Annotated in this window: 22 protein-coding genes, 1 tRNA gene and 1 pseudogene; 13 read left to right on the plus strand and 11 right to left on the minus strand. The window is 70.2% G+C overall.

The genetic code is table 11. The features are described from left to right. Positions 1-59 precede the first annotated feature (59 nt). Together BGM09_RS26010 and BGM09_RS38975 are read left to right on the plus strand one after the other, a co-directional pair. A complete protein-coding gene (locus BGM09_RS26010; RefSeq protein ID WP_188284132.1) occupies positions 60-524 on the plus strand; it encodes a phage tail protein in 465 nt (154 codons plus the stop codon). A gap of 269 nt (positions 525-793) precedes the next feature. Beyond that, positions 794-3025: an FG-GAP-like repeat-containing protein gene (locus BGM09_RS38975; RefSeq protein WP_188284133.1), complete on the plus strand. Its 2232-nt coding sequence runs from the start codon at positions 794-796 to the stop codon at positions 3023-3025. 294 nt (positions 3026-3319) lie between these two features. Here the strand turns inward: BGM09_RS38975 and BGM09_RS26020 are convergent, their stop codons facing one another. The 3 genes from BGM09_RS26020 to BGM09_RS26030 form a co-directional block, all read right to left on the minus strand. Continuing rightward, positions 3320-5206 carry a DUF2075 domain-containing protein gene (locus BGM09_RS26020; RefSeq protein ID WP_188284134.1) on the minus strand — a complete coding sequence of 629 codons (1887 nt, stop codon included), beginning with the start codon at positions 5204-5206 and terminating at the stop codon, positions 3320-3322. 105 nt (positions 5207-5311) lie between these two features. Continuing rightward, positions 5312-5845 (minus strand): hypothetical protein, encoded by a 534-nt coding sequence (locus BGM09_RS26025; RefSeq protein ID WP_188284135.1) that lies wholly within the window; start codon positions 5843-5845, stop codon positions 5312-5314. A gap of 414 nt (positions 5846-6259) precedes the next feature. Beyond that, on the minus strand, positions 6260-7171 hold the full coding sequence (locus tag BGM09_RS26030) for a hypothetical protein (protein WP_188284136.1): 912 nt from the start codon (positions 7169-7171) through the stop codon (positions 6260-6262). 256 nt (positions 7172-7427) lie between these two features. On the opposite strand from BGM09_RS26030, the gene BGM09_RS26035 reads away from it, so the two are divergent. Beyond that, positions 7428-7742 (plus strand): hypothetical protein, encoded by a 315-nt coding sequence (locus tag BGM09_RS26035; RefSeq protein WP_188284137.1) that lies wholly within the window; start codon positions 7428-7430, stop codon positions 7740-7742. 30 nt (positions 7743-7772) lie between these two features. On the opposite strand, the gene BGM09_RS26040 is transcribed toward BGM09_RS26035, so the two are convergent. Next, on the minus strand, positions 7773-8348 hold the full coding sequence (locus BGM09_RS26040; protein WP_188284138.1) for a S1 RNA-binding domain-containing protein: 576 nt from the start codon (positions 8346-8348) through the stop codon (positions 7773-7775). Positions 8349-8489: 141 nt separating this feature from the next. Here BGM09_RS26040 and BGM09_RS26045 point away from each other — a divergent pair, with 141 nt between their 5' ends. Further along, positions 8490-8729, plus strand: coding sequence for a hypothetical protein (locus BGM09_RS26045; RefSeq protein WP_223187606.1), 240 nt, complete (start codon positions 8490-8492; stop codon positions 8727-8729). Between the two features lie 54 nt (positions 8730-8783). On the opposite strand, the gene BGM09_RS26050 is transcribed toward BGM09_RS26045, so the two are convergent. After that, complete coding sequence (locus BGM09_RS26050; protein WP_188284139.1) at positions 8784-9158, minus strand: hypothetical protein; 375 nt, start codon at positions 9156-9158, stop codon at positions 8784-8786. A 440-nt stretch (positions 9159-9598) separates the two neighbouring features. Here BGM09_RS26050 and BGM09_RS38015 point away from each other — a divergent pair. Then, positions 9599-10004, plus strand: a pseudogene (locus BGM09_RS38015) (LacI family DNA-binding transcriptional regulator); the annotation flags it as partial. 134 nt (positions 10005-10138) lie between these two features. Here the strand turns inward: BGM09_RS38015 and BGM09_RS38020 are convergent. Next, positions 10139-10354, minus strand: coding sequence for a hypothetical protein (locus BGM09_RS38020; protein WP_223187607.1), 216 nt, complete (start codon positions 10352-10354; stop codon positions 10139-10141). Positions 10355-10589: 235 nt separating this feature from the next. On the opposite strand from BGM09_RS38020, the gene BGM09_RS26060 reads away from it, so the two are divergent. Continuing rightward, on the plus strand, positions 10590-11075 hold the full coding sequence (locus BGM09_RS26060) for a hypothetical protein (RefSeq protein WP_188284195.1): 486 nt from the start codon (positions 10590-10592) through the stop codon (positions 11073-11075). 268 nt (positions 11076-11343) lie between these two features. Here the strand turns inward: BGM09_RS26060 and BGM09_RS26065 are convergent. Continuing rightward, a tRNA-Pro gene (locus BGM09_RS26065) sits at positions 11344-11417 on the minus strand. 199 nt (positions 11418-11616) lie between these two features. Then, positions 11617-12546 (minus strand): metallophosphoesterase, encoded by a 930-nt coding sequence (locus BGM09_RS26070; RefSeq protein ID WP_188284140.1) that lies wholly within the window; start codon positions 12544-12546, stop codon positions 11617-11619. Between the two features lie 154 nt (positions 12547-12700). Between BGM09_RS26070 and BGM09_RS26075 the strand changes: the two genes are divergently transcribed. Beyond that, positions 12701-13159, plus strand: coding sequence for a GatB/YqeY domain-containing protein (locus tag BGM09_RS26075; protein ID WP_188284141.1), 459 nt, complete (start codon positions 12701-12703; stop codon positions 13157-13159). A 168-nt stretch (positions 13160-13327) separates the two neighbouring features. On the opposite strand, the gene BGM09_RS26080 is transcribed toward BGM09_RS26075, so the two are convergent. Beyond that, complete coding sequence (locus tag BGM09_RS26080; RefSeq protein WP_188284142.1) at positions 13328-15703, minus strand: transglycosylase domain-containing protein; 2376 nt, start codon at positions 15701-15703, stop codon at positions 13328-13330. Between the two features lie 397 nt (positions 15704-16100). On the opposite strand from BGM09_RS26080, the gene BGM09_RS26085 reads away from it, so the two are divergent. Continuing rightward, on the plus strand, positions 16101-16433 hold the full coding sequence (locus BGM09_RS26085) for a WhiB family transcriptional regulator (RefSeq protein WP_093716024.1): 333 nt from the start codon (positions 16101-16103) through the stop codon (positions 16431-16433). Between the two features lie 71 nt (positions 16434-16504). On the opposite strand, the gene BGM09_RS26090 is transcribed toward BGM09_RS26085, so the two are convergent. Together BGM09_RS26090 and BGM09_RS26095 are read right to left on the minus strand one after the other, a co-directional pair. After that, positions 16505-17836 (minus strand): ArsA family ATPase, encoded by a 1332-nt coding sequence (locus tag BGM09_RS26090; protein WP_188284143.1) that lies wholly within the window; start codon positions 17834-17836, stop codon positions 16505-16507. A 3-nt stretch (positions 17837-17839) separates the two neighbouring features. Beyond that, a complete protein-coding gene (locus BGM09_RS26095) occupies positions 17840-19075 on the minus strand; it encodes an ArsA-related P-loop ATPase (RefSeq protein ID WP_411158370.1) in 1236 nt (411 codons plus the stop codon). A gap of 241 nt (positions 19076-19316) precedes the next feature. Here BGM09_RS26095 and BGM09_RS26100 point away from each other — a divergent pair, with 241 nt between their 5' ends. From BGM09_RS26100 to BGM09_RS26120, 5 genes are all read left to right on the plus strand, one after another. After that, the gene (locus BGM09_RS26100) at positions 19317-19478 is read left to right on the plus strand and encodes a DUF4177 domain-containing protein (protein ID WP_188284144.1); all 162 of its coding nucleotides are present in this window, start codon (positions 19317-19319) and stop codon (positions 19476-19478) included. Beyond that, positions 19475-19942: a RidA family protein gene (locus BGM09_RS26105; RefSeq protein WP_188284145.1), complete on the plus strand. Its 468-nt coding sequence runs from the start codon at positions 19475-19477 to the stop codon at positions 19940-19942. Before BGM09_RS26100 ends, BGM09_RS26105 begins: the two co-directional genes overlap by 4 nt. Before the next feature lie 108 nt (positions 19943-20050). Next, positions 20051-21007: an NUDIX hydrolase gene (locus BGM09_RS26110; protein WP_188284146.1), complete on the plus strand. Its 957-nt coding sequence runs from the start codon at positions 20051-20053 to the stop codon at positions 21005-21007. Then, complete coding sequence (locus BGM09_RS26115; RefSeq protein WP_188284147.1) at positions 21004-21837, plus strand: MBL fold metallo-hydrolase; 834 nt, start codon at positions 21004-21006, stop codon at positions 21835-21837. The genes BGM09_RS26110 and BGM09_RS26115 overlap by 4 nt, the downstream gene beginning before the upstream one ends. Next, positions 21834-23084: a cytochrome P450 gene (locus tag BGM09_RS26120; RefSeq protein ID WP_188284148.1), complete on the plus strand. Its 1251-nt coding sequence runs from the start codon at positions 21834-21836 to the stop codon at positions 23082-23084. The genes BGM09_RS26115 and BGM09_RS26120 overlap by 4 nt, the downstream gene beginning before the upstream one ends. Positions 23085-23140: the final 56 nt, after the last annotated feature.

The following is a 23140-nucleotide window of genomic DNA, read 5'->3' on the forward strand; positions in this document are numbered from 1 at the left end:
CGCGATCCCGGGGAACGTGGCATTACAGTCGCCCTCACCGGTCGTCATCAGGAGGTCCCGTGCCGTACGCCGTCGATTTCGTGAACGTGTCCACCGTCGGCCTGGAATCCTCCCCGGTCGCCGAGGCCCTCGCCGGACTGCGCGCCAACGAAGCGCGCTATTACAAGAACAAGTACGACCACGTCTTCACCGTCAGCCCGGCGGACGAAGCGCCCGAAATCCTCGACTGGGTGCACCGCATTCTCTCCACCGAGCGCGATATCGCCTTCTCCGCCCGCCCCCTCGAAGTCACGTCCTTCGAGGTGGACGGCCTACGGATGGCCTATGTCTTCTACGAGTCCGGCCTGTCCGTCAACGTCATGTACGGCATCGACGAAGGCGCCAAGCGCGCGGTCGGCTTCAAACTCTCCGAGGGCATGGAAGTCCCCGAAGAACTGGCCCCCCACTTCAAATTCGCCCGCCAGAAGTCCAAACTGGCCGGCGTCATCCGCGGCTCCTACTTCGTCATCAAGGGCGAATACTGACGCTGACGCGCCCCGCGCCGGCCACCGCCCCCGCAGCTTGCACGGAGCGCTGCAACTCATTCCGCCGAGGCGGGACTTCGCCGTCGCGCGGACCTCGGCGACCGGGACCGTGGACTGCTACGATCCTGACGAATTCGAACGTGGGGGGCCGCCGGAGGATTCACGTTCCCGGCGGATCGGTACGGTTCGAACCGTCCTCCGTTCTCGGTCCTCCATGCGCCCTGCGCCACGCCGATGCGTTCCGCGCGACGGCTCCCGCAGGAGGAAATGTGACGCAAGAGGGCGCTTCTCGAAGGCTGCTGGCCGTGACGGCGGCACTCGCGCTCGCGGTCGTCGCGGGCCCGCTGACGGTGCCGTCGGCGGCGGAGTCCGGAGTGGACGGCGCTGACGGCGCGCCTTCGGCGCTGCCCGCGCTGCCGGCGCTGTCGGATGCCATCAGCGCCGGTACGACCGGCTTCCTCTCGATCGGCCCGGACTCGGACCTGCTGTGGACCCGGTACGCGGACGGCGCCACCACGCCGCTCGGCAGGGACATCGGCCGGTTCACCGTGACCTTGATGCACGGGTCGGTGTCCGACGTCGTGGCCCTGGAGCGCGGCACCGAGTACGACACGGACCACCGGGTGGAACTGCACGACATGGGGACCGGTGACGTCTCGGTCGTTCCGTTGGGGAGGAACCGCTCCCTGAACGGGGTCGTCGGATCGACGGTCGTGGCGTGCCGGGTGCCGTATCCCACGGACGCCACGTGCACCGAGGCGCACTTGATGAGCGTCGCTGACGGAGTCACGACCGACCGGGTCGTCACGGGCCTGCCCACAGGCGCCTTCGGACTGCGGGCGGCGGCCGCCACGACCGGCGTGTTCGCGCTGTCCTACAAGACCTCCGCGGCGGGCGGGACCACGGCCGACGGCCTCGCGGTGGTCGACCTCGCGTCCGGTACCGCGACCACCTCGCACCTCGGCTCGGCCGGATTCGTCACCGCCATGTCCCCGGCGTACGTCTCCAGCGTGAGCACCGGGGACGCTCCGGTGCTGAGCGTGGAGAACCGGGCCACGGGCACGGTGACGCGGCTGTCCGCGCTGGACCCCGGCTACTCCCTGACCGGCCTGGTCGGGAACTGGGCGGTGTTCGGTTCGAACACACGGCTCGGCGCGGGCTCCGCCGACCGGGACTTCTCCTTGCGGGCCGTCCCGGTGGGCGGCGGCGCCGTGCGCAAGGTCCTGGACCACGCCACCACCGTCGTCCCCGCGCCGGACGGCACGGCGCTCGTGACGGGCGGCACCGTCGCCAAGGGCGAGGGCGTGTACCGGGTTTCCGTCGGCCCCGACGGCGCGCCGGTCGCGGATATGGTCGCCGGCACGGGAGTTCCGACCAAGCTCACTCTCCTCAGCTCCAGCGTCCCCGCGGTGGCGACCCTCGACCCGACGCCGTGGAAGGCGCGGTGGCAACTGTCCCGCAGCAACGCCGAAGTGACCCTCACCCTGCGCCACACCGCGACGGGCGCCGTAGACCGGTCGCATCTGGACCGGACCGACAACACCACCGATCCGGTGCGGATGGACTGGACGGGGCGGATCTTCATGGACTGGACGGGATGGGTCGACAGCGGCTCCGCCCCCAACGGCGCCTACACCTGGCAGATCACGGCGAAGCCGTACGACAACCTCGGGCCGACGCTGAACGTGGGCGGCGGCTTCACCGTCGCGCGCCCGCCCGCTCCGCACGACTACACCGACAACGGTTCCCCGGACATCCTGGCCCGCGACAGCGCCGGCGTCCTGTGGCGCGAGGACACCTCGTACTACCCCGGGACCCACCAACTGACCGGCTCCGACCGGGTCAAGGTCGGTCCTGGCTGGAACATCTACAACCGGATCGTCGCGGTCGGCAACATCGCCGGCTCCTCGGCCGGTGACCTGATCGCCCGGGACAGCGCGGGCGTCCTGTGGCTCTACACCGGTACGGGCAAGGGCACCTTCGCCCCGCGGACGAAGATCGGTCCTGGCTGGAACGTCTACACGCAGATCACCGGAACCGGAGACTTCACCGGCGACGGCCGGGCCGACCTCGTGGCCCGCGACGGCTCCGGTGCGCTGTGGCTCTACCGGGGCACCGGGAACGCCAAAGCGCCGTACGCCACCCGCACGAAGATCGGTCCCGGCTGGAACATCTACAAGGAGATCGTCGCGGTCGGCAACATCGCCGGCTCCTCGGCCGGCGACCTGATCGCCCGCGACAGCGCCGGCATGCTGTGGCTGTACACGGGCAGGGGCGACGGCACCTTCGCCCCGCGCACGAAGATCGGTCCCGGCTGGAACGTCTACACGCAGATGTTCGGCATCGGCGACAGCAACGTCGACGGCAAGCCCGACCTCATCGCCCGGGACAGCACCGGCACGACCTGGCGCTACCTCGGCACCGGAAACGCCGCCGCCCCCTTCGCCAAACGAGAGCTCACCGGGGTCCTCTTCGCCCGCCAGTACAACACCGCCCTCTGACCACCAGCCCCCCCAGCCCCCCAGCCCCCCAGCCCCCCAGCCCCCCAGCCCCACCGAGCCAGAGCCCCTGCCCCCCGCCATACCGCCCGAGCGGCGGGAATTGAACCCACGGCCTCTTGGCCCCGAAGGCGGCCCTGCCCACCCGCTGACCTGCGAGATTCGGGAAGCCGCAGGTCAGGGGGGGTGGCCAGCAAGCCGGACCGGGCGACATTGCGTCCAGGAACAACAGCATCCCTTTAGCGGTCAGGATGCTGCTGGACTGCGGTCTCCACGAAGTGGAGGTTCACGTCGAGGTCAGGCCGGGACAGTGACCTCCTGCGCCCCTACAAGCTCGCGCAGCTTCTCTCGGGTCTCCGAATCCGTCGAGTACACCACGGTGCCGACCATGCCGCGCGTCAGCAGAACCTTGTAGGTGTTGCGGATCAGACGGGCCACGTCGGCATCGCTCGTGGCCTTGGTGAAGATCGTGTCTTTTGACTTCGTACGATCGGTGACCCACTGATCGCGACGCCAGACCAAGTCGGGGCCGATGATGACACCGGACCAGTCGTACTCGAATCCCTGCGCGGTGTAGACGCAGCCGACTTGACCGAAACCGGCCGGGTCGGTTGCCCACAGCGCGGACGGTGGGGCGCCGGAGATGGCGCGATCGCCCCGTAGGTTCCACGGTCGTGCCCAGTCGCCGATCACGACATCAAGGGGGAGCGGGTCGCCCGGGTTCGGCTCCGGGGACCAGGGCCAGCAGTAGCCCGCGGACATACGGGCGCTGTAGTCGTCACGCGTCCGCCGCTCTTGGAGGAAAGCCTCCATCTCCTCCGGACTTTCCGCGACACGAAGCTGCATGCGGCCATCCGGCTCCCAGACGAACGGACCGCCCGGCTCTAGGCCAAGGAGCCGCACCACCCACTTCAGGTAGGCGTCGCTGCCGCCGCAGCGGAACTGGCTCTCCAGGGGCACGACGGTGCAGTCGATGCCCTTCCTGGTCGCCGCAGCCCGGATCTCCTCGACGGTGCCCATCTCGCCGGGTCGCACCACTTGGTGCTCGTCGAGGAGGAAGACAGGAACACGCGCGACGTCGATGAGTTCGTCGATCTGCGGCTTGCCCGTGCGGTGGATCGCCGACGTGTAGCGGTTGGCGGAGGTCTCCCGGATACGGTGAGCCTCGTCGCAGATCACCACGTCGAGAGAGTTCTTTTCGGCTGTCATGAAGCCGTTGAAGTACTTGAAGAGCTCCTGCACCTCACGCTTGCGTGCCCCGGCCACCTTACGCATGGTCTTGGTGAACGCCTTGGAACCGGTGGCGTGCAGGGCCGAGACCCCTTGGCGGTACAACTCTCCGAGCAGCGACAGCGCGATGACGCTCTTGCCGGTCCCAGGGCCACCCGTGACGATCACGATTTCCTTGTGATCCGACTGCTTGGCCTTTCGGACGGCATTGAGCACCAGGCGGTAGGCGACCTGCTGTTCGTCCAGCAGAACGAACTGCTCGCGCTGGCGGACCTCCTGCGCAGCCAGTGCCATGAGCTGCTTCGACGGCGCGGTCTTACCTGCCATGAGCTCGTCGGCTGCCCAGGCCCCCGGTTGCTTGTCGCTCAGCTTGGCACGGAGGTATTCGAGGAACGCTCCCCGGCCCTCAGCGGTGAACATCTGTCCTCGTTCATCGACTTCGATCTCGCGGAGACCACTCACGCCGAACTCGGTGGCGTTGTGGAGGTACGCGACCCCGCTGACACGCTCCGAGTGTTCCGCGAGGGCCCCATTGAAGTTGAGGAGGTACTCGCAGTACCGCCGTACCTGCTCGATCGGATTCAGCACCGGCCGTACGTAGGCGTCCACGATGCACAGCTCGGGATCGTCGTCGTGCGGGCTTGCCCCGCTCCACTGCTTCAGCTCGACAACGACGTAGGACGGCTCCCCGCTGACCGGATGTACCCCCGCGAGTACGGCGTCTGCCCGCTTGCTGTTCAGAGGCAGCGCGTATTCGAGCATGACCTCCACATCGCCGAGCCCGGCGTCGTTCAGCGCCGCGGCCAGTACCGGAATGCTGCGCTCCCACGAGCGGACCTCGGAAGCCCCGGGACGATGACCGTGCATGTGTGCAAACTGCTCGGTGAGATGAAGGAAGAGCGAACCGTCCATGGACATGACGGCAACCGTCCTGGCCGACGCGCGGAGCAGCAAGGATTTCCCCCAGGCAGCACGAAATGACTCGTGCGGGTGGGGGCATGTCCTTCGAAACTCCACCGGGGTGGAGCGGAAGCCCGTCGGGCCGCGATGACGATGGGATCAAGAATACCCAGCCGTCGTGTGATGCAGGGGAATATGCCGCTTGTCACGTGATCGTCCAGTGGCTGTCACCGTATCCAGCGTCAGAGCGGAGGTAACCCATTGCGTTGCCTGTTCAGGCGGTGCGTTCGTGTCGATGCCGAGGATCTGGACAGTGCCGAGCAGGCCGTGCGGGCCGCGGGCCTGGAGGGTGCGATGGACGTGGTCGCCAGATTGAGGGTGAATGATCATGGTGTGAGGGCTGTCGGCCGAGGTGTAGCCGGCGCTGTAGGTGAGAAGTTGATGGCCGTCACTCGCGCTGACGCCGTGGCGGTCGTAGCGCTTGTACTTGGCGTCCGCCGGTAGAAGGTGCTGTTTCGCCAGTTCGCGGCCCGGAAGACCTAGCAGAACGTCGGGTCGGAAGTGCCATGGGTTGCCGAGATCTCCGCGGATGGTGATGCCGCTGCTTCCGCCAACGGGAACGGAGCGGCCTCCGAGTCGCGATGGGACGTCAGCGGTCAGACGCCGGACGACGGCCTCCCAGAGGGCGGCCATTCGCAGCATTAGGCCCTCTGCCGAGTCGAGCCCAGGTGTGCGCGGGCGGTTAGCGGTTGTTGAGCCGCGTGTACAGGGCGTGATCCAGTGCGCGGAGGGCGGCACCAGGCGTCCGTGCACGTGGGAACGCGTCGGTCGTGGAACGGAGCCCGCGCGCGAGGGCCGAGTCCGATACCAGCGGGAGAGCTGCCGGAGCGCGGTGCCCAAGACTCGGTTGTCCCAGATGTCCGTCTCGCGGTCGAAAGGGAGTGACCGGGGGCGGGGTGGACGTGGGCATGTGGAGCTCCAGGCGTGGCGGTGGGCGGCGCGGCGCGCGCGTCAGTGCGGGCAGGCGGCATCACCCGGTGGGTCGGGGAAGAGGCGCGGGTCAGGGCAGGGACGGGCGCGGAGCGGCGGCAGCCGCGAAAGAGGAGGTCAGGCTCTCGCGCTGGCCAGTGGGCCCGAGTCGTTGAGGGCAGCGCGGACCAGAGCCCGGCCGCGTACGGCGGTACGGGCACGCTCGTCTACAGCCTCAGGCGGGATGGCGTCCAGGCACGCGCAGGTACGGCAGGTGCCCTCGTACGGCGTCGGGCGCGCACATGCCGAGCACTCGTATCGGCGAGGCCGCGACGATACGGCGGCCGGTTCGACGGCCGGGGGCAGCTTGCGGGTCAGGCGGTCGCGTAGGAGCGCCGACGCGCTGTGGACCCGTTCGGGCAGGCCGCCCAGCAGGGCGAAGCTGAGATCACGTGGGCCGAGGCCGCGTTCCAGCCAGGGTGCCGCGAGGGGTGCGAGCGTCATCGCCTCTGCCGCGCCGAGGCGTAGGCGGGGCTCCGCCGAGGTCACCGTGTGGAGCACTGCTGCCGCCTCGGCGAGTGCCGGACTCGGGGGTGCGGGCGGCGTCTCCTGCCGCCCGCCCAGGGCCACCCTCTGGGCGGGGAGGGTGGGTTCTTTCCTACGGTCCTTTACGGGGTGGGCGCCACGGCCATCGGTGGCCGATCGACCGGAGCCCGGGAGTACGGCACCCGGCGCCACCTGGGCAGTTGCGTACACGGTGTGCGGGGTGTCGTACACGTGGGCCCGGCTGACGAAGGTGCCGTCCAGTTGTCGTACCCGCTCGACGCGGTAGTACCCGGCCGCCGTCAGCTCGCGCAGGGCCTTCGCCACAGCGAGGCGGCCCTGGGGGCTGGTGTCGGCCATGTGGCGGCCGTCCTCGCGCCAGCCGTCGGGGCGCGAAAGGAGGTCGGCCAGCAGGCCGCGGGCGGTGTAGGACAGCCGCCGGTCCTGTAGCAACGCGTTGGGCAGGACCGTGAAACCGCGCGTATGGCGGCTACGATGAATCTGCATGAGGAGGTATCGCTCCTTGTGCCGGACCCCGGAGCGTTGGCGCGCTGCCGGGGTCACCCTATTGAGTTGGTCGGTGACAGAACGTACCACGCGGTTCGCCCAAGATCGACTGCTCTTGGGCGACTTGAGACCGGGCGGAACGTTCCTCCCGGGCGGGAAGAAGCCGACACCGGCGCGAAGCGTGTGCACGGCGTCCTCCCTCTGTGAGCGGTCCGAGCTGCGCTCGGCGGACGATGGTCGCGGCTACCCTCCGGGTGTGGACCACGACAGACCGCTCCTCCGCCTCGTCTTCCCTGACCTCGTCGTCGAGCTGGTCGCCCTGCTCGAAGCCGAGGGGGAGCGCGAACTCGCCCTCTGCGCCTGGGATCTGCGGCTCTTCGGTGAGTGCGGCTGCCGGGACGACTTCTGCCAGAGCCTCCGCACATCCGATCATCCGGAGGGGCAGCCGTACGGTGAGGGCCACCGCTGCGTGCCGCTTCTGCCGTCCAGCGGCATGGTGAACCTGGACGTCGTGCACGGGCGGATCATGTACGTCGAAATCATCGATCGGCCACCGCTGGTCCGGCGATAGATGGAACGCTGACCGCGTAGGGGTGATGTCTCAGCGCGAGTCGTCCGGGGGAGGTTGCCGGGCGAGCGAGAGTCGGCGCCGGGTCCTGTCGACCTCGGTGACGACGACCGTCATCTCCTCGCCGACGCGGACGACGTCCGACATTGGCTCCTCGGGCCCTGCAATGAGGTGTTCCCGGTGGACGAACCCTTCGATTCCCTCGATCCCGTCGACTCGGACGAAGGTGCCGAACGGCACCACCTTGGTCACCTCGCCGCGCAGTTCCTGCCCCACCGCGACGCGGTCGGCGAACCCCTGGAAGAGGTCCGGCTGCATCGCACGCAGTGACAGCCTGGCCTCCAGGTTCCACGTGTCGAACTGGAGGAATTCGCACGTCACCCGCTGCCCGACCTGGACGACGTCGGTTGCCTCGTCGAAGGACTGCCAGGCAAGTTCGGGGTAGGTGATGAACCCGACGCCGGGGAAGAGCGGGTGGGTGGGGCCGTTGTCAAGGGCGACGAAAACCCCGAACGGCTCGATCGCCGTGACGGTGCCGGACAACGCCTGGCCGGGGGTCAGCGATTCGAGGAAGGCCCACAACTCCGGGTGCTCAGGTATGCCGCTCATGCGGTCCACCTTTCAGCTTCACACCGACCGCCCCGTACGGAAGGCTGCTGTCCTGGCCCGCAGCTTACGGGGGCTGCAGGTCCAGGCGGTTCGGGCGGGCGATCGGGTGTGCATAGCCACTGGCGCCAGGTGGGGTGGGGCATGGGAATGTTCAGCAGAAAACGGGCCGGCCAGCGGGCATTTCCGCCGGAGCTGGTCGACGAGGCCAGTGCCAATCCTGGAGGCTGGGTATACGAGATCGACGGGGAGATGGTCGACGACCCGAACGGGGAAGTGCCCCCCGAGGCCATCATCGGAGCGTGGCAGGTCAATGCACTCGGGAAGATCTACGGCGACTTTCAGCTGAATCCGAACTACCGGCCAGGAGCGGAGGGCTCGTAGCTCGGCGTCGGTGCGCCGGAAGACCCAGGCCACCACGCTGCAGTCACAAGGCGATTACTCGTCCTCCACTCGCTGGAGGATCTGCTCGAAGTCGCCCTCGTCGAGTACGCCGCTGATCGCCTCGGTCATGTTGGCGATGCCAGCCTCGCGGACGATCAGGCCGTCCGGGCACCAGAAGTAGCGACCGCCCGTCTCCTCGCCGGTCTGAGCCCACCTCTCCATGAGGCGCTGCACCTTGGCGACGGTGAAAACGGTCGCGCTCCAGCGTGACCCGTCCGTCAGGCGGACCTCGGCGTCGACGTTGCACACCGCGTCCAGATCCTCGCCCGCACTCGGCAGGAAGGACGCCGCGAAACGATCGGTACGGACCCGGTACCAGGGCTCGTCCCACCAGCACTCGGCTGTCTCGGAAGGCGCATCGTCGGTCATCGCGCGAGTATGCCGAGCCGGGATCCTGGCGCTCAACCGACTTCTCGTCACGGTCCGCCAGGATGCGTCCGTGATTCCGTGCTAACGTCCCGGCGCAGTCGCCCGACCAGGGAAAAGTCGTACGCGAATACGCTTCCGGAGGGCCGCGACGATGAGGTACAACAGCACCTCCGCCAACTGACCGCCGCGACCGAACAGACGAGAGAGGAGGGCCCATGCGTTCGCCAGTCGTCGCGCGCCGCCGGGCCCTCAACCGGTCTCGTAGAGCGATGTACTGACGCTTCGTCAGTCTGAGTAATCACCCGGTCCGACCGCGCCGCGCCGACGCGTCCAGTCGCCGGGGCCAACGGCCCCATCCGCACGCCCTCACGAGGACCCTGCCCTGCCTCCTCCCGATCCCGTCAGCGCTCGGCGGCCGGGCGCGAAGCGAAGGTCGTTGAGTCGCTCGCAAGGCCGGAGTCTCCGCCGGGACTGTCTCCAACGTGCTCAACTGGCCCGACGCCGTTTCGGAGAACAGGCGGGCGCGGGGCGGAGGCCGCCGTCACCGAGCTCGGGTACGTACGCAACTCCACCTCAGGGGAACTCGCGCCCCACTGCGACGTAGCGGCTTCGCCTCGTGGCTCTTCGATCCGGCCACCACCGGCTCCTACCCGACCCGAGCCCCCCTACGACGCCCACCCCGTACCGCTCCTCGCCAATCCCTGGCCTGGCATCCCCGCCCGGGGACGGCTCGGACACGAGGACGGCTCCGTCCAGGCGCGCAACTCCCACGTCACCCCGCGCATGCGCGCCCGACTCATGGACGCGCTCACCGAGCAGTGGGTGGAGGCACTCGACGCGCTCCTGAAGCCTCCTCGGAGGAGTCGGAGGAGTCGGAACGCGGGCGGGCGCCAGGTGCAGGGGGAGATCCGGCGGGAGTTAGCCCCCCGGTACCGGCGCCGAGCCGTGGCCTTTCCCAAGACCTGGTCCGGGCCTCGTTCTCAGCGCTCGTCTTCCGGCGTGCTGTGGATGCGCCAGGCGCCGAAGGCCGCTCCGAGGATCGCACCGGCGCCCAGGGCAATGCCCAGCAGGATGTCGCTACGCGTGAGTGCCGCCGTGAGCAGAATGGTCACCAGGGCGGCGACGGATGCGTACATGAAGACGACGAAGCCCGCGGCAAGGCGGCGGTCTTGTAGCGGCGGGATGCCACCGTTCATGTCTCTGCCTCCGTGGTGATGTCCGCCCTTTGTGCCGAACCGGTGCGGGCGGGGTTGGCGTGAGGCGCCCGAGCGCCGCGCTTTGTGTTGTCCTGTTCGTCGTTGCCCTCCCGTCGTCTTCCCCGACGGGAGGCCCCAAACAGGTGGGACGCGGGTGGCTGCGGCCGGGGCCTCTACGGCGTTCGTCAAGGAAACCGGGCTGCGTCCGGGCGCGCTGTCCGGGCAGCATGGCGACATGCGGGATCTGCTGTGGGACAACGTCAGGAACTTCTTCGACCCTGACCTGATGGGTGCTCTGCCAGACGTGTGTGTGGAGGGCACCTCGGCCGAGGACTGGCAGGCGGTGTTCGACCTGGTCCGGTCGAGCGGATGGACGTGGGAGTACCTGGAGGGCGGCGTCGCAGGTCCGCTGTCTGCCGCGGCGCAGGTGCTGGCGCGGCCCGCTGATGCGGCGACGGTCGAACTGCGGGTCTGGCCGGCCCCGGACGTGCTGGCGATCTTCCGTCCGTGGTCTGCCGGCGAGATTGACTTCGACGTCGACCTCCGTGAGCTGCAGGGCCAAGAGGGGGTGGACGTCCTGTGCCGGTTTCTGGCCGCGGTCGGTCGTCGGCTCGGCAAGCAGGTGGTCATGACGGCCGAGGGCGACTACGGGCACCCGGTGATCGGGTTCGATCCGGCGGCTGACCGCGTGGTGCTGATGGCGGACCCGCAGCTCAGCTGACCGCTTCGGCTGGCGGGGACTCGTAGAGCGTTCCGTCGCGGCACATGGCGAACCCGACGACCAGCCGGGCCTACTCGAAGAAGCCCCGACGCCTACGTCGGCACCGTGGTCAGCCCGTACCCTGCGACCAGCGGTACGCAGCCCTGCGCTGCTGCGGACGACGTTCCCGGGAGAGAAGGACCAAGATCTTCTCCCAAAACCCCCTCGGAACGCCGTGAGGGGCGGTCTTCCTGATCGGAAGACCGCCCCTCACCTGCGTGTTCACCAGTCGGGGTGGCGGGATTTGAACCCACGGCCTCTTCGTCCCGAACGAAGCGCGCTACCAAGCTGCGCCACACCCCGGTGCAACGGGGTTTACTTTAGCGGACGGGGGGCCGAGGGCGAAATCCGGTTTCTTCGGGGGAGGGGCGGTGGTGGTCGAGGAGGGTGGATCGGCGGGGGGAACGGGGGCGCCGGGTTGGTGAGGACCGTGACGTACGTGAAGGCGCGCTCGGTGGTGATTCCCGTCACCGACGCTGCCGCGATGAGGCGGCGGGGCGGGTCAGCGGCTGGTGAGCGTCAGGAGTGTGGCCTCGGGCGGGCAGGCGATACGGACCGGGGTGAAGCGGTTGGCGCCGCAGCCCGCGGAGACGTGCAGGTAGGACGTGGAGCCGGTGGCCGTATGGGTGGACAGGCCCTTGACGCGGTCGGTGTCGAGGTCGCAGTTGGTGACCAGCGCGCCGTAGAAGGGGACGCAGATCTGGCCGCCGTGGGTGTGCCCGGCGAGGATCAGCGGGTAGCGGTCGGACGTGAAGGCGTCCAGGACGCGCAGGTAGGGCGCGTGGACGACCGCCAGGTTGAAGTCGGTGTCCGGGTCGGGGCCGCCCGCGACCGCGGCGTAGCGGTCGCGCTTGATGTGCGGGTCGTCCAGGCCGGTGAGGCCGAGCACGGGGCCGTGGTCGAGCTTGAGCTGCCCGCGGGAGTTGCTGAGGCCGACCCAGCCCGCCGCGTCGAACGCGTCGCGCAGCTCGCCCCAGGGGTTGCGCAGGACGCCGTGCGCGGCGCGGTCCTTGCCGTTCAGACCGTGCTGGCCGCGCGCCTTCTCCACCAAGTACCGGGCGGGATTGCGGAACTTGGGACCGTAGTAGTCGTTCGACCCGAAGACGTACGTGCCGGGGAACCGCATCAACGGGCCCAGCGCGTCCAGGACTTCGGGTACGGCGGTGGGGTCCGACAGATTGTCACCGGTGTTGACGACCAGGTCGGGGCGCAGGCCCGCCAGCGACTGGAGCCAGCGGCGCTTCTTGTTCTGGCCCGACACCATGTGGATGTCGGAGACCTGGAGGATACGGATCGGGCGCATGCCCTCGGGCAGCACCGGGATGTCGACGCGGCGCAGGCGGAAGGACCGCGCCTCGAAACCGGCCGCGTACGCCAGGCCGGCCGCGCCGGCCGCCGTCACACCGAGGGGAATTCCGTATCGCGCGCGCATACGTCCATCGTGTCAGAGTCCGGGCCGTACGCGCGCCAAGGCCCCCTCGACCGGTGCCGGGCGCAGCCTGCCGTACGCACCACCGACGGGCAGCCGCACCCACCTCCCTCGTATATGCGGCGCGACCGCCGCGCAGGGATGCGAAACTCGGCGTATGACCACCACGCTCAAGCAGCGACTGCACGACGACCTCACCAAGGCGATCAAGGGACGCGACGAACTGCGCTCCGCCACGCTCCGGCTCACCCTCACGGCCATCACGAAGGAGGAGGTCGCGGGCACCACCGCGCGCACCCTCTCCGACGACGAGGTGCTGAAGGTGATCGCGAGCGAGGCGAAGAAGCGCCGGGAGGCGGCCGAGGCATTCGCGCAGGGCGGCCGGGCGGAGTCGGCGGAGCGGGAACGGGCGGAGCGCGAGGTGCTGGCGGAGTACCTGCCCAAGCAGCTCGGGGACGACGAGCTGACCGTGATCGTGCGGGACGCCATCGCCGAGTCGGGGGCGGAGGGGCCGCGCGCCATGGGCGCCGTCATGAAGATCGTCAACCCGAAGGTGGCCGGGCTCGCGGAGGGCGGCCGGGTGGCCGCCGAGGTGAAGCGCCAGCTCGCGGGCTGATCCGCCGCACTCATCAGCAGACCTCACGCGTAAGGGGCGCCCTCTTAGGAGGGCGCCCCTTACGACGTCACATATGCGCGGGCCAGACTCGTGCGCCGGCCAACGCCTCACGGCTACGTCACGGCTACGTCACACCTGCGCCGTCCCTACGCCGTCCCTACGCCGTCCCTACGTCGCCCCCGTCGTACCCCCCGCCCGGCCGTTCCCGCCGCCGGTGGTCAGGCCGGGGAAGGTCGGGAAGGGGTTGGGGCTGCCGTTGGTGGCGCCGTTGGCGCCGGTCGCGCCCACGGTCGTACCCGTCGTCGTACCGCCGGTGGTGCCGCCGCCGGTGGTGCCGCCGGTGGCGCCCGCCGTGATGGCGCCGGTGGTCGTGCCCATGGTGGTGACGCCGCCGGGGCCGTGGCCGCCGCCCGGTCCCTTGTGCTTGTTGTCGGTGTTGTTGGCGTTGCCGGGGTTGTTCGGATCGGGCGACGCCGGAGGGTTCTTGCCCTTGTCCGGGATGTTGAGCGGCACGGTCACGAAGGTGAGCACCGGCTTGCCGTCCAGGGACGCGGTGACGGCGTCCTTCCAGATGGGGGCGGGGCCGTCGGCGCCGTACACCAGCGGGTAGTACTTGCCGCCGATCGTGACCCGCTTCATCTTCTGGGAGTGCTTGGGGTCACCCATCCACACGGCCGCCGCCATGTTCGGCGTGTAGCCGGCGAACCAGGCCGCCCACCGGTCGTCGGTCGTACCGGTCTTACCGGCGGTGTCCCGGCCGTCGTCCAGGTTGGCCGCCTCGCCCGTACCGTCGTCGACGACGCCCTTGAGCATCGTGTTGATGGTGTCGGCGGTGTTCTGCGACATGGCCTGCGAGCAGAGCGACTTGGGCACCGTCAGCTTCTTGCCGCCCGCCGCCGTCACGGACGCGATGGCGATCGGCGTGCAGTAGACGCCGCGGTTGGCGAAGGCGGCGTACGCGGCGGCCACGTTGAGCGGCGACACCTCGTTGGTGCCGAGGGTGAGCGAGGCGATCTGGTTCAGCGGCTTGCCGTCGGCGCGGTTGAGGCCGAGCTTGGTCGCCATGTTGACGATCGGGCAGAGCCCGATCTGGCTCTCGAGCTGGAGGAAGTAGGTGTTGATCGACTTCTTCAGCGCCTCGGGCATCTGGTACGGGCCGACCTCGGACGGGTCCTCGTTGCCCGTCTCGTCGGTGCCGTGGATGGTGCTGTTGTCGCAGGTCGTGACGTCGGGGTACGTCATCTTGTTCGGCGACGCCTCCGACTGGTCCGGCTTGTAGCCCGCTTCGAGCGCGGCGGCGGCCGTGATCGGCTTGAACGTCGAGCCGTTCTGGAAGCCCTGGCCGCCGCCCATGTTGGCATTGACCGAGAAGTTGATCTGCGTCTCGTTCTTGCCGAAGCCGTACGGCTTGCTCTGGCCCATCGCGACGATCTTGCCGGTGCCGGGCTCCACCAGGGTGACGGCGGCGGCGATGGCGTCGCTCTTGTAGACGTGCTTGCTGATGCCGTCCAGCACACCCGCCTGCGCCTTGGGGTCGAGCGTGGTCTTGATGGTCAGACCGCCGGTGTCCCAGGTCTTGGCGCGCTCCTCCTTCGTCTTGCCGAAGGCGGCGTTGGTGAGGAAGGTGTTGCGCACGTAGTCGCAGAAGAAGCCCGCGCCGTTGACGGCGGTGATGCAGCCGTTCTTCGGCGAGCTGACCTTCAGGCCGAGCGGCGCCTTCTGCGCGGTGGCGGACTGCTCGGGGGTGATGTCCTTGAGCTGCGCCATGCGCGCCAGCACCGTATTGCGACGCTTGAGGGCTTCCTGCTCGTCGTTGATCGGGTCGTAGCGGCTCGGCGACTGGACCAGGCCCGCCAGCAGCGCGGCCTCGGTGAGCGACAGGTTCTTGGCGTGCTTGCTGAAGTACCGCTGCGAGGCGGCCTCGACGCCGTACGCCTGCTCGCCGAAGAAGGTGATGTTGAGGTAGTTCTCCAGGATCTTCTTCTTGCCCAGTTCCTTCTCGACCTGGATCGCGTACTTCATTTCCTTGATCTTGCGGCCGATCGTCTGCTGGGTGGCGAGGGCGACCTTGTTGGGGTCGTCGCCCGCCTCCTCCACGAAGACGTTCTTCACGTACTGCTGCGTCAGGGTCGAGGCGCCCTGGGTGCCGCCCTCCGACGCGTTGTTGCTGAGCGCGCGCAGGATGCCCTTGGGGTCGAGCGCGCCGTGCTCGAAGAAGCGCGAGTCCTCGATGGCGACGATGGCGCTGAGGACGTTGGGGTTCATGTCCTCGATCGGGACGACGGTGCGGTCGCGCGAGTAGACCGTGGCGATCAGGCCGCCGTGCGCGTCCAGGATCTTCGACGCCTGGCTGAGCGGCGGGGTCTTCAGCTCGCCCGGCAGGTCGTCGAAGCCGGCCGCGGTGCCCTTGGCCGACAGGCCGAGCGCGCCCACGGCGGGCAGCGCGATGCCCGCGAGGACCACGCCGGAGAGCACGCTGACGCCGAGGAACTTGGCGGCCTGCTGGGCTGTGCTCAGCCCCCCGCCCGATCGCTTGTGTGCCATGGAGGCAGCCTACGTTGCGATTCCCCGGACGTGCGCCCAACTGTTCGCCTACTCTGTAACGGACAGGGCGCGATCGTCGGGCGCGTTCCTGCCTTCCTTCGTCACTCTTGTGAGTGATGAGAACTGCCCGAATTTCGGCATATGCCGAGGGACTTGTCCCTTATGGCGAGACGATGTGTGCTACTTCGCCTCTTAAGTCCGATATTGGTGCCGCATAAGCCCGCCTCACTCCGTTGGGTGATCTCCCGCGCACGCATAGTCCGTTCGGGCCATGCAAGATTGGGCCGGAAAGGGCTGTTGCGCCGCGCCTACCTTCCGTAACGTCCTCAACTGGCGACGGTGAATATGCCGTTTGCCGCCGTGGGGGAGCCTCGATTCGGGAGAGGACGGCGCCAGCATGAGTAGCTGGGTAACCGACTGGAGCACGCAAGCGGCGTGCAGGACCACAGATCCGGACGAGCTGTTCGTCCAGGGCGCGGCTCAGAACAGGGCCAAGGCGGTGTGCACCGGCTGCCCGGTGCGGACCGAGTGCCTGGCGGACGCGCTCGACAACCGGGTGGAGTTCGGCGTGTGGGGGGGTATGACCGAGCGTGAACGCCGTGCGCTGCTGCGACGCCGCCCCATGGTGACCTCGTGGCGCAGACTGCTGGAGACGGCACGCACCGAGTACGAGCGCAGCACCGGCCTCATCCCGCTCGACGACGAGGACGACTACGCCGCCGCGGGCTGACGACCGGTCGGAACCGCACCCTGACGTACGTGGCCCGGCCCCGCGTCACCGCGCGGTCCGACCTCGCACCACTACGCGGCCGCGGGCCGACCGTCCGCCAACTGCTCGCCGATCGCCCGCAACCCGGTCAGATCGTGTACGTCACCGGGCAGCGCTGTCACGTCCACCATGGGGACCTCCGGGTGGACGGACACAAAGCGGTCGCGCGTGCGTCGTTCACGCGCGACCACCTGCATGCGTTCGGCATGGAGGCGTAGCAATCCGGCGGCCAGCCGTTCGGTACCGGCCGCGGTCGCTGTGCTGGACGTGCTCGCAGTGCTCGACGTCCCTGAGCCGCTGGCGCTCGAACTGCCGGCGCTTGAACTGCCAGCGGTGCTTGCTGAACTGGATGCGGAGGCCCGCTGGGAGTCAGCCTTCCCGGCCGGATGATCCACAATGCCGCCGTCCGCAAGATTTTCTTCCAGCGCCTCCTCCAGGGCCTCGGCGGCGGCCAGTGCCCGCTCCGCGGTGAGGTGCGCGGCGCCGCTGCCGTGGACGCGGTTGAGTACGAGACCGGCGAGCGGCATGTCCTCGGCCGCCAGGCGCTCCACGAAGTAGGCCGCCTCCCGAAGGGCGTCCCGCTCCGGGGCGGCGACCACCAGGAAGGCCGTGCCCGGCGCCTGGAGCAGCCGGTACGTGGCGTCGGCGCGGGTCCTGAAGCCGCCGAACATGGTGTCCATGGCGGCCACGAAGGTCTGCACGTCGCGCAGCAGCCCGGCGCCCATCACCTTGCTGAGGGTGCCGGTCATCATCGACATCCCGATGTTGAGGAATTTCACTCCGGCCCGGCCGCCGACCTTGGCAGGCGCCATCAGCAGCTTGATGAACTTGCCGTCGAGGAAGGAGCCGAGCCGCTTGGGCGCGTCCAGGAAGTCCAGCGCGCTGCGGCTCGGCGGGGTGTCGACGATGATCAGGTCCCAGGCGTCCTGGGCCCTGAGCTGGCCCAGCTTCTCCATCGCCATGTACTCCTGCGTGCCCGCGAAACCGGCCGACAGGGACTGGTAGAAGGGGTTCTCCAGGATCGCGCGGGCCCGCTCCTGATCGGAGTGCTGGACCACGACCTCGTCGAAGGTCCGCTTCATGTCCAGCATCATCGCGTGCAGCGAACCGCCGGCGGACCGATCAATTCCGGCCACCTCGCGCGGGGTGTTGTCCAGTTCGGTCAGGCCCATGGACTGGGCCAGCCGCCGCGCCGGGTCGATCGTGAGTACGACGGCCGTACGGCCGCGCTCGGCGGCGCGTACGCCCAGGGACGCGGCGGTCGTCGTCTTGCCGACACCGCCGGAACCGCAGCACACGATGATCCGCGTCTTGGGGTCGTCGAGCAGCGGGTCGATCTCCAGCACGGGGCTCTCCAGGCTCATGGGTCAGACCTCGTCTCCGGTGTCGGCGTCTTCGTCCGGGTGAGCGTCGGCGTCCGCCGCGGCACGATCGGCGTCCGGGCCGTCGCCCTCGGCGTCCGCCGCGGTGCCACCGGCGTCCGGGCCGTCAACGTCGGCGTCATCGGTGTCTTCGTCCGGGTGAGCGGCGGATTTCCCGCGGGCGCCGTCCTTGGCGAAGGCGCCGCCGAAGCCCGGCACGGCCTGCTTGCGCAGGCTGTCGGCCAGCCGGTAGAGCCCGCCGAGGTCGACGCCCTCGCCGATCAGCTCCAACTCCCGTACGGGAAGGCCGAGTCCGCCGATCTCGGCGCGCTGCTCGCGCTCCAGGACCACCCGCTCGGCGTGCTCGTACGCCTGGGTGAGCAGCGGGTCGACCAGCCGCTCGGCGACTCCGCCGCGCCGGGCTCCGCCGAGCCCGGCCTGGGACAGGGCCTTGGCGACGGCCGTACGCCGTTTGCCGACGCCGCCGCCGCTGCCGCCCGCCGGGAGGTCGGTGACCTGGGCGAGGGCCGCGTCCTCCAGGAGCACGGGGCGCACCATGTTGACGATGACGGCGCCCACCGGCAGCCCGGCGGAGCGCAGTTCCGCGACGCCGTCCATCGTCTCCTGGACCGGCATCTCCTCCAGGAGCGTCACCAGGTGGACGGCGGTCTGCGGGGACTTCATCACGCGCATCACGGTCTGCGCCTGGTTGTGTATGGGGCCCATCCTGGCCAGCCCGGCGACCTCGTCGTTGACGTTGAGGAAGCGGGTGATCCGTCCGGTGGGCGGGGCGTCGAGCACCACCGCGTCGTACACCGGCCAGCCCGCCTTGTCCTTGCGGCGGACGGCCTCGCACACCTTGCCGGTCAGCAGCACGTCCCGCAGCCCGGGGGCGACGGTGGTGGCGAAGTCGATCGCGCCGAGCTTCTTGAGCGCGCGCCCGGCGCGGCCGAGCTTGTAGAACATGTCCAGGTAGTCCAGCATCGCCAGCTCGGCGTCGATGGCCAGCGCGTGCACCTCGCCGCCGCCGGGTGCGGAAGCGATTTTCCGCTCCTGGTACGGCAGCGCCTCGGTCTCGAAGAGCTGGGCGATGCCCTGCCGCTCCTCCACCTCGACCAGCAGCACACGCCGTCCCTCGGACGCGAGCGCGAGGGACAGCGCGGCGGCGACCGTGGTCTTTCCCGTGCCGCCCTTGCCCGTCACGATGTGGAGCCTGACGGCGGAAGACTGTTGAGGGCTCACCTTGCGAGCCTAACCACTGAAGGCACCACGTACTCGGGCGGCCGTCCGGTTGGGGTGACCGCGCGATGGCCGCCGGGTGTCGGTCCGGGGCGGCGGCGCGGAGCCGAAACGGCGTCGAAAGGGCGTCGCGGCAGTTGTCCGGCGGCGGTCCGCGGGCGGTCCGGGGGCGGTCCGCGTACGCTCCCCGCCGGTCGGGGAGCGCTGTGCCGGACGGCCGCCGGGGAGGCACTACAGTCGCCGTATGGCGAAGAAGTGGGAATACGCGACCGTGCCGCTGCTCGTGCACGCGACGAAGCAGATCCTCGACACGTGGGGCGAGGACGGCTGGGAACTGGTGCAGGTCGTGCCGGGGATGAGCCCCGAGCAGCTCGTGGCGTACTTCAAGCGGGAGAAGGCGGCGTGAGCGGCGCCGTCGACGCGCGGCTCGCGGAGCTGGGGCTGACGCTGCCGGACGTGGTCCCGCCGCTGGCGGCCTACCAGCCCGCGGTGATCTCCGGGCGGTACGTCTTCACCTCGGGTCAGCTCCCCATGGTCGGGGGCAAGCTCGCGCTGACCGGCAAGGTCGGCGCCGAGGTCACCGCCGACGAGGCGAAGGACCTGGCCCGTACCTGCGCGCTCAACGCGCTGGCCGCCGTCCGTTCGGTCATCGGTGACCTCGACCGGATCGCCCGCGTGGTCAAGGTCGTCGGCTTCGTCGCCTCCGCCCCCGACTTCACCGGCCAGCCCGGTGTGATCAACGGCGCCAGCGAACTGCTCGGCGAGGTCCTCGGTGACAAGGGCGTGCACGCGCGCAGCGCCGTCGGCGTGGCCGTCCTCCCGCTGGACGCCCCGGTCGAGGTCGAGGTCCAGGTCGAGCTGACGGACTGAGTCCGCCGGTCCGCCGGTCCGCCGGTCCGCCGGTCCGGCGCCTGCGGGGGACGTCCCCGCGGGCGGCGGCTCTCGAACATCGCGCCGGATGGACGTAGCATCCCGCCCATGACCAGGACCGACGGACAGATGTTCCCCGCCTCGTGGCCGGACCGCATCCGGGCGCTGACGAGCGGGGAACTGGTCCCCGTCACGCCGCGGCGGGCGGCGACCGTACTGCTGCTGCGGGACACCGACGGCGGCGGACCCGCCGTCCACATGCTGCGCAGACGCGCCTCCATGGCTTTCGCCGGGGGCGCGTACGCGTATCCGGGCGGCGGCGTGGACCCGCGCGACGAGCGTCCCGTGGGGTGGGCGGGGCCGTCGCTGGAGGCGTGGGCGGCGGCGCTGGGGGCGACCGAGGCGGTCGCGCAGGCCGTGGTGTGCGCGGCGGTGCGGGAGACCTTCGAGGAGTCGGGGGTGCTGCTCGCCGGGCCCGACCCCGAGACCGTCGTCGCCGACATCACCGGCGCGGACTGGGAGGCGGACCGGGCCGGACTGGCCGGTCACCACCTGTCCTTCGCCGACTTCCTGGCCCGCCGCGAACTCGTCCTGCGCTCCGACCTGCTCGGCCCCTGGGCGCGCTGGATCACCCCGGAGTTCGAGGAGCGCCGCTACGACACCTGGTTCTTCCTCGCCACCCTCCCGGCCGGGCAGCGCACCCGGGACGTGTCGGGCGAGGCGGACCACACCGTGTGGCTGCCGCCCGCCGAGGCCGTGGCGGGCTACGACCGCGGCGAGCTGAGCATGCTGCCGCCGACCGTCACCACGCTGCGCGACCTGCTGCCGTACGCCTCCGCCGCGGACGCGCTCACCGCCGCGGGTGGCCGGGACCTCACCCCGGTCCTGGCCCGCGCCGCCCTCGACGAGCACGGCGACGTCGTCCTGACCTGGCCGGGCCACGACGAGTTCACCCGCTTCATCCCGGGCACGGCGGGCCCGCTGCCGGACGGGTCCGCCGCCCCCGACCCTGCCCCCGATCCCGACCCCGACCCCGATCCCGGCGCGGACGGAGCGGGCCGATGACCGCCGCGAAGCTGCCCGGCGACCCGCAGGCCACCATCGGCGGCCGGGCCACCGCCCGCGCCTTGTGCGTGCTGGCGCCCAACCCCTCCGCGATGACCCTGGACGGCACCAACACCTGGATCGTGGCCGAACCCGACTCACCGCTGGCCGTCGTCATCGACCCCGGCCCGCTGGACGAGGGCCACCTCGCCCATGTGGTGGAGGTCGCCGAGCGGGCGGGCAAGCGCGTCGCCCTCACCCTGCTCACCCACGGCCACCCCGACCACGCGGAGGGCGCGGCCCGCTTCGCCGAGCTGACCGGCACCCGCGTACGGGCCCTGGACCCGGCGCTGCGGCTCGGCGACGAGGGGCTGGCCGCGGGCGACACCGTCACCACCGGCGGCCTGGAACTCCAGGTCGTCTCCACACCCGGCCACACCGCCGACTCGCTCTCCTTCCACCTCCCGGCCGACGGCGCCGTCCTCACCGGCGACACCGTGCTGGGCCGCGGCACCACCGTGGTCGCGCACCCCGACGGGCGGCTCGGCGACTACCTGGACTCGCTGCGGCGGCTCCAGGCCCTGACGGTCGACGGCGGGGTGGACACGGTGCTGCCCGGACACGGCCCGGTGCTCACCGACGCCCGCGGCGCCGTCGAGTACTACCTCGCCCACCGCGCGCACCGGCTCGCCCAGGTCGAGACCGCCGTCGAGTCGGGGCTGCGCGGCGCCGCCGACGTCGTCGCCCACGTCTACGCCGACGTCGACCGCTCCCTGTGGCCCGCCGCCGAACTCTCCGTCCGGGCCCAACTGGCCTACCTACGCGAACACGGACTCATCGATCTGCCATGACACCCACCTCTCCCGCGTCACCCGCCTCCCCTTCGCCCGGACCCGCCTTCGAGCCCTGGTCGCCCTCCTTCGTCGCTGACCCCTACCCGGCGTACGAGGCCCTGCGCGCGGCCGGCCGCGCGCACTGGTTCGAGCCGACCAGGCAGTGGCTCATCCCGCACTACGACGACGTCAACGCCCTGCTGCGCGACCGCCGTCTGGGCCGCACCTACCTGCACCGCTTCACCCACGAGGAGTTCGGCCGCCAGGCACCGCCCGCCGAGCACGAGCCGTTCACCACGCTCAACGGCAACGGGATGCTGGACCTCGAAGCCCCCGTGCACTCCCGTATCCGCCGCTTGGTCGCCAAGGCGTTCACCCCGCGCACGGTGGAGAATCTGGCCCCCACCGTCGAGCGCCTGGCCGCCGAACTCATCACCTCCCTGCACGCCGACGGCGGCGGCGACCTGCTCTCCCGGGTCGCCGAGCCCCTGCCGGTCGCGGTCATCGCCGAGATGCTGGGCATACCGGCCGCGGACCGCGGTCTGCTGCGGCCCTGGTCGGCGGCGATCACCGGGATGTACGAGCTGAACCCCACCGAGGAGAGCGCCCGCCGCGCGGTCGCCGCCAGCGAGGAGTTCTCCGCGTATCTGCACGAACTCATCGCCGCCCGGCGCACCGACCCCGGTGAGGACCTCATCAGCGCGCTGATCGCGGCCCGCGAGGACGGGGACGTGCTCAGCGAGCAGGAGATGATCTCCACCATCGTGCTGCTGCTGAACGCGGGCCACGAGGCCACGGTCAACACCACCACCATCGGCTGGCTCACCCTCTTCCGGCACCCCGAGCAGCTCCGGCTCCTCTACGACGCCCCCGACCGGCTGCGGGACGGCGTGGACGAGATGCTGCGCTACGACACCCCCTTGCAGTTGTTCGAACGCTGGGTGCTGGACGACATCGAGGTCGGCGGCACGGTCATCCCGCGCGGCTCCGAGGTCGCCCTGCTCTTCGGCTCCGCCAACCGCGACCCGGCCCGCTTCACCGACCCCGACCGCTTCGACGTCACCCGCCCCGCCGCCGACAACCGGCACGTCAGCTTCGGCGCGGGCATCCACTACTGCCTCGGCGCCCCGCTGGCCCGCCTCGAACTCGGCGCGTCCTTCGGCACCTTCCTGCGCCAGGCACCCGGCCTGCGGCTGGTCGCCGAGCCCGCCTGGAGCCCCGGCTATGTGATCCGCGGACCGGAGGAGCTGCTGGTCACCTGGTGACGGCGCAGAACGGTGCCTGGCACCGTGGGGCGGACGCGCGCAGGACCGTACGGCGG

Source organism: Streptomyces sp. CBMA29, from assembly GCF_014596445.1.
GTDB lineage: Bacteria > Actinomycetota > Actinomycetes > Streptomycetales > Streptomycetaceae > Actinacidiphila.

Bases quoted from the DNA above. Each gene is read 5' to 3' on its own strand.
- BGM09_RS26030 (WP_188284136.1), bottom strand. From the start codon at position 7,171: ATGCAGATTCATCGTAGCCGCCATACGCGCGGTTTCACGGTCCTGCCC.
- BGM09_RS26115 (WP_188284147.1), top strand. From the start codon at position 21,004: ATGACCGCCGCGAAGCTGCCCGGCGACCCGCAGGCCACCATCGGCGGC.
- BGM09_RS26060 (WP_188284195.1), top strand. From the start codon at position 10,590: ATGCGGGATCTGCTGTGGGACAACGTCAGGAACTTCTTCGACCCTGAC.
- BGM09_RS26025 (WP_188284135.1), bottom strand. From the start codon at position 5,845: ATGGCCGCCCTCTGGGAGGCCGTCGTCCGGCGTCTGACCGCTGACGTC.
- BGM09_RS26040 (WP_188284138.1), bottom strand. From the start codon at position 8,348: ATGAGCGGCATACCTGAGCACCCGGAGTTGTGGGCCTTCCTCGAATCG.
- BGM09_RS26120 (WP_188284148.1), top strand. From the start codon at position 21,834: ATGACACCCACCTCTCCCGCGTCACCCGCCTCCCCTTCGCCCGGACCC.
- BGM09_RS26110 (WP_188284146.1), top strand. From the start codon at position 20,051: ATGACCAGGACCGACGGACAGATGTTCCCCGCCTCGTGGCCGGACCGC.
- BGM09_RS26100 (WP_188284144.1), top strand. From the start codon at position 19,317: ATGGCGAAGAAGTGGGAATACGCGACCGTGCCGCTGCTCGTGCACGCG.
- BGM09_RS26080 (WP_188284142.1), bottom strand. From the start codon at position 15,703: ATGGCACACAAGCGATCGGGCGGGGGGCTGAGCACAGCCCAGCAGGCC.
- BGM09_RS38020 (WP_223187607.1), bottom strand. From the start codon at position 10,354: ATGAACGGTGGCATCCCGCCGCTACAAGACCGCCGCCTTGCCGCGGGC.
- BGM09_RS26045 (WP_223187606.1), top strand. From the start codon at position 8,490: ATGGGAATGTTCAGCAGAAAACGGGCCGGCCAGCGGGCATTTCCGCCG.
- BGM09_RS26075 (WP_188284141.1), top strand. From the start codon at position 12,701: ATGACCACCACGCTCAAGCAGCGACTGCACGACGACCTCACCAAGGCG.
- BGM09_RS26085 (WP_093716024.1), top strand. From the start codon at position 16,101: ATGAGTAGCTGGGTAACCGACTGGAGCACGCAAGCGGCGTGCAGGACC.
- BGM09_RS26090 (WP_188284143.1), bottom strand. From the start codon at position 17,836: ATGAGCCTGGAGAGCCCCGTGCTGGAGATCGACCCGCTGCTCGACGAC.
- BGM09_RS26070 (WP_188284140.1), bottom strand. From the start codon at position 12,546: ATGCGCGCGCGATACGGAATTCCCCTCGGTGTGACGGCGGCCGGCGCG.
- BGM09_RS26050 (WP_188284139.1), bottom strand. From the start codon at position 9,158: ATGACCGACGATGCGCCTTCCGAGACAGCCGAGTGCTGGTGGGACGAG.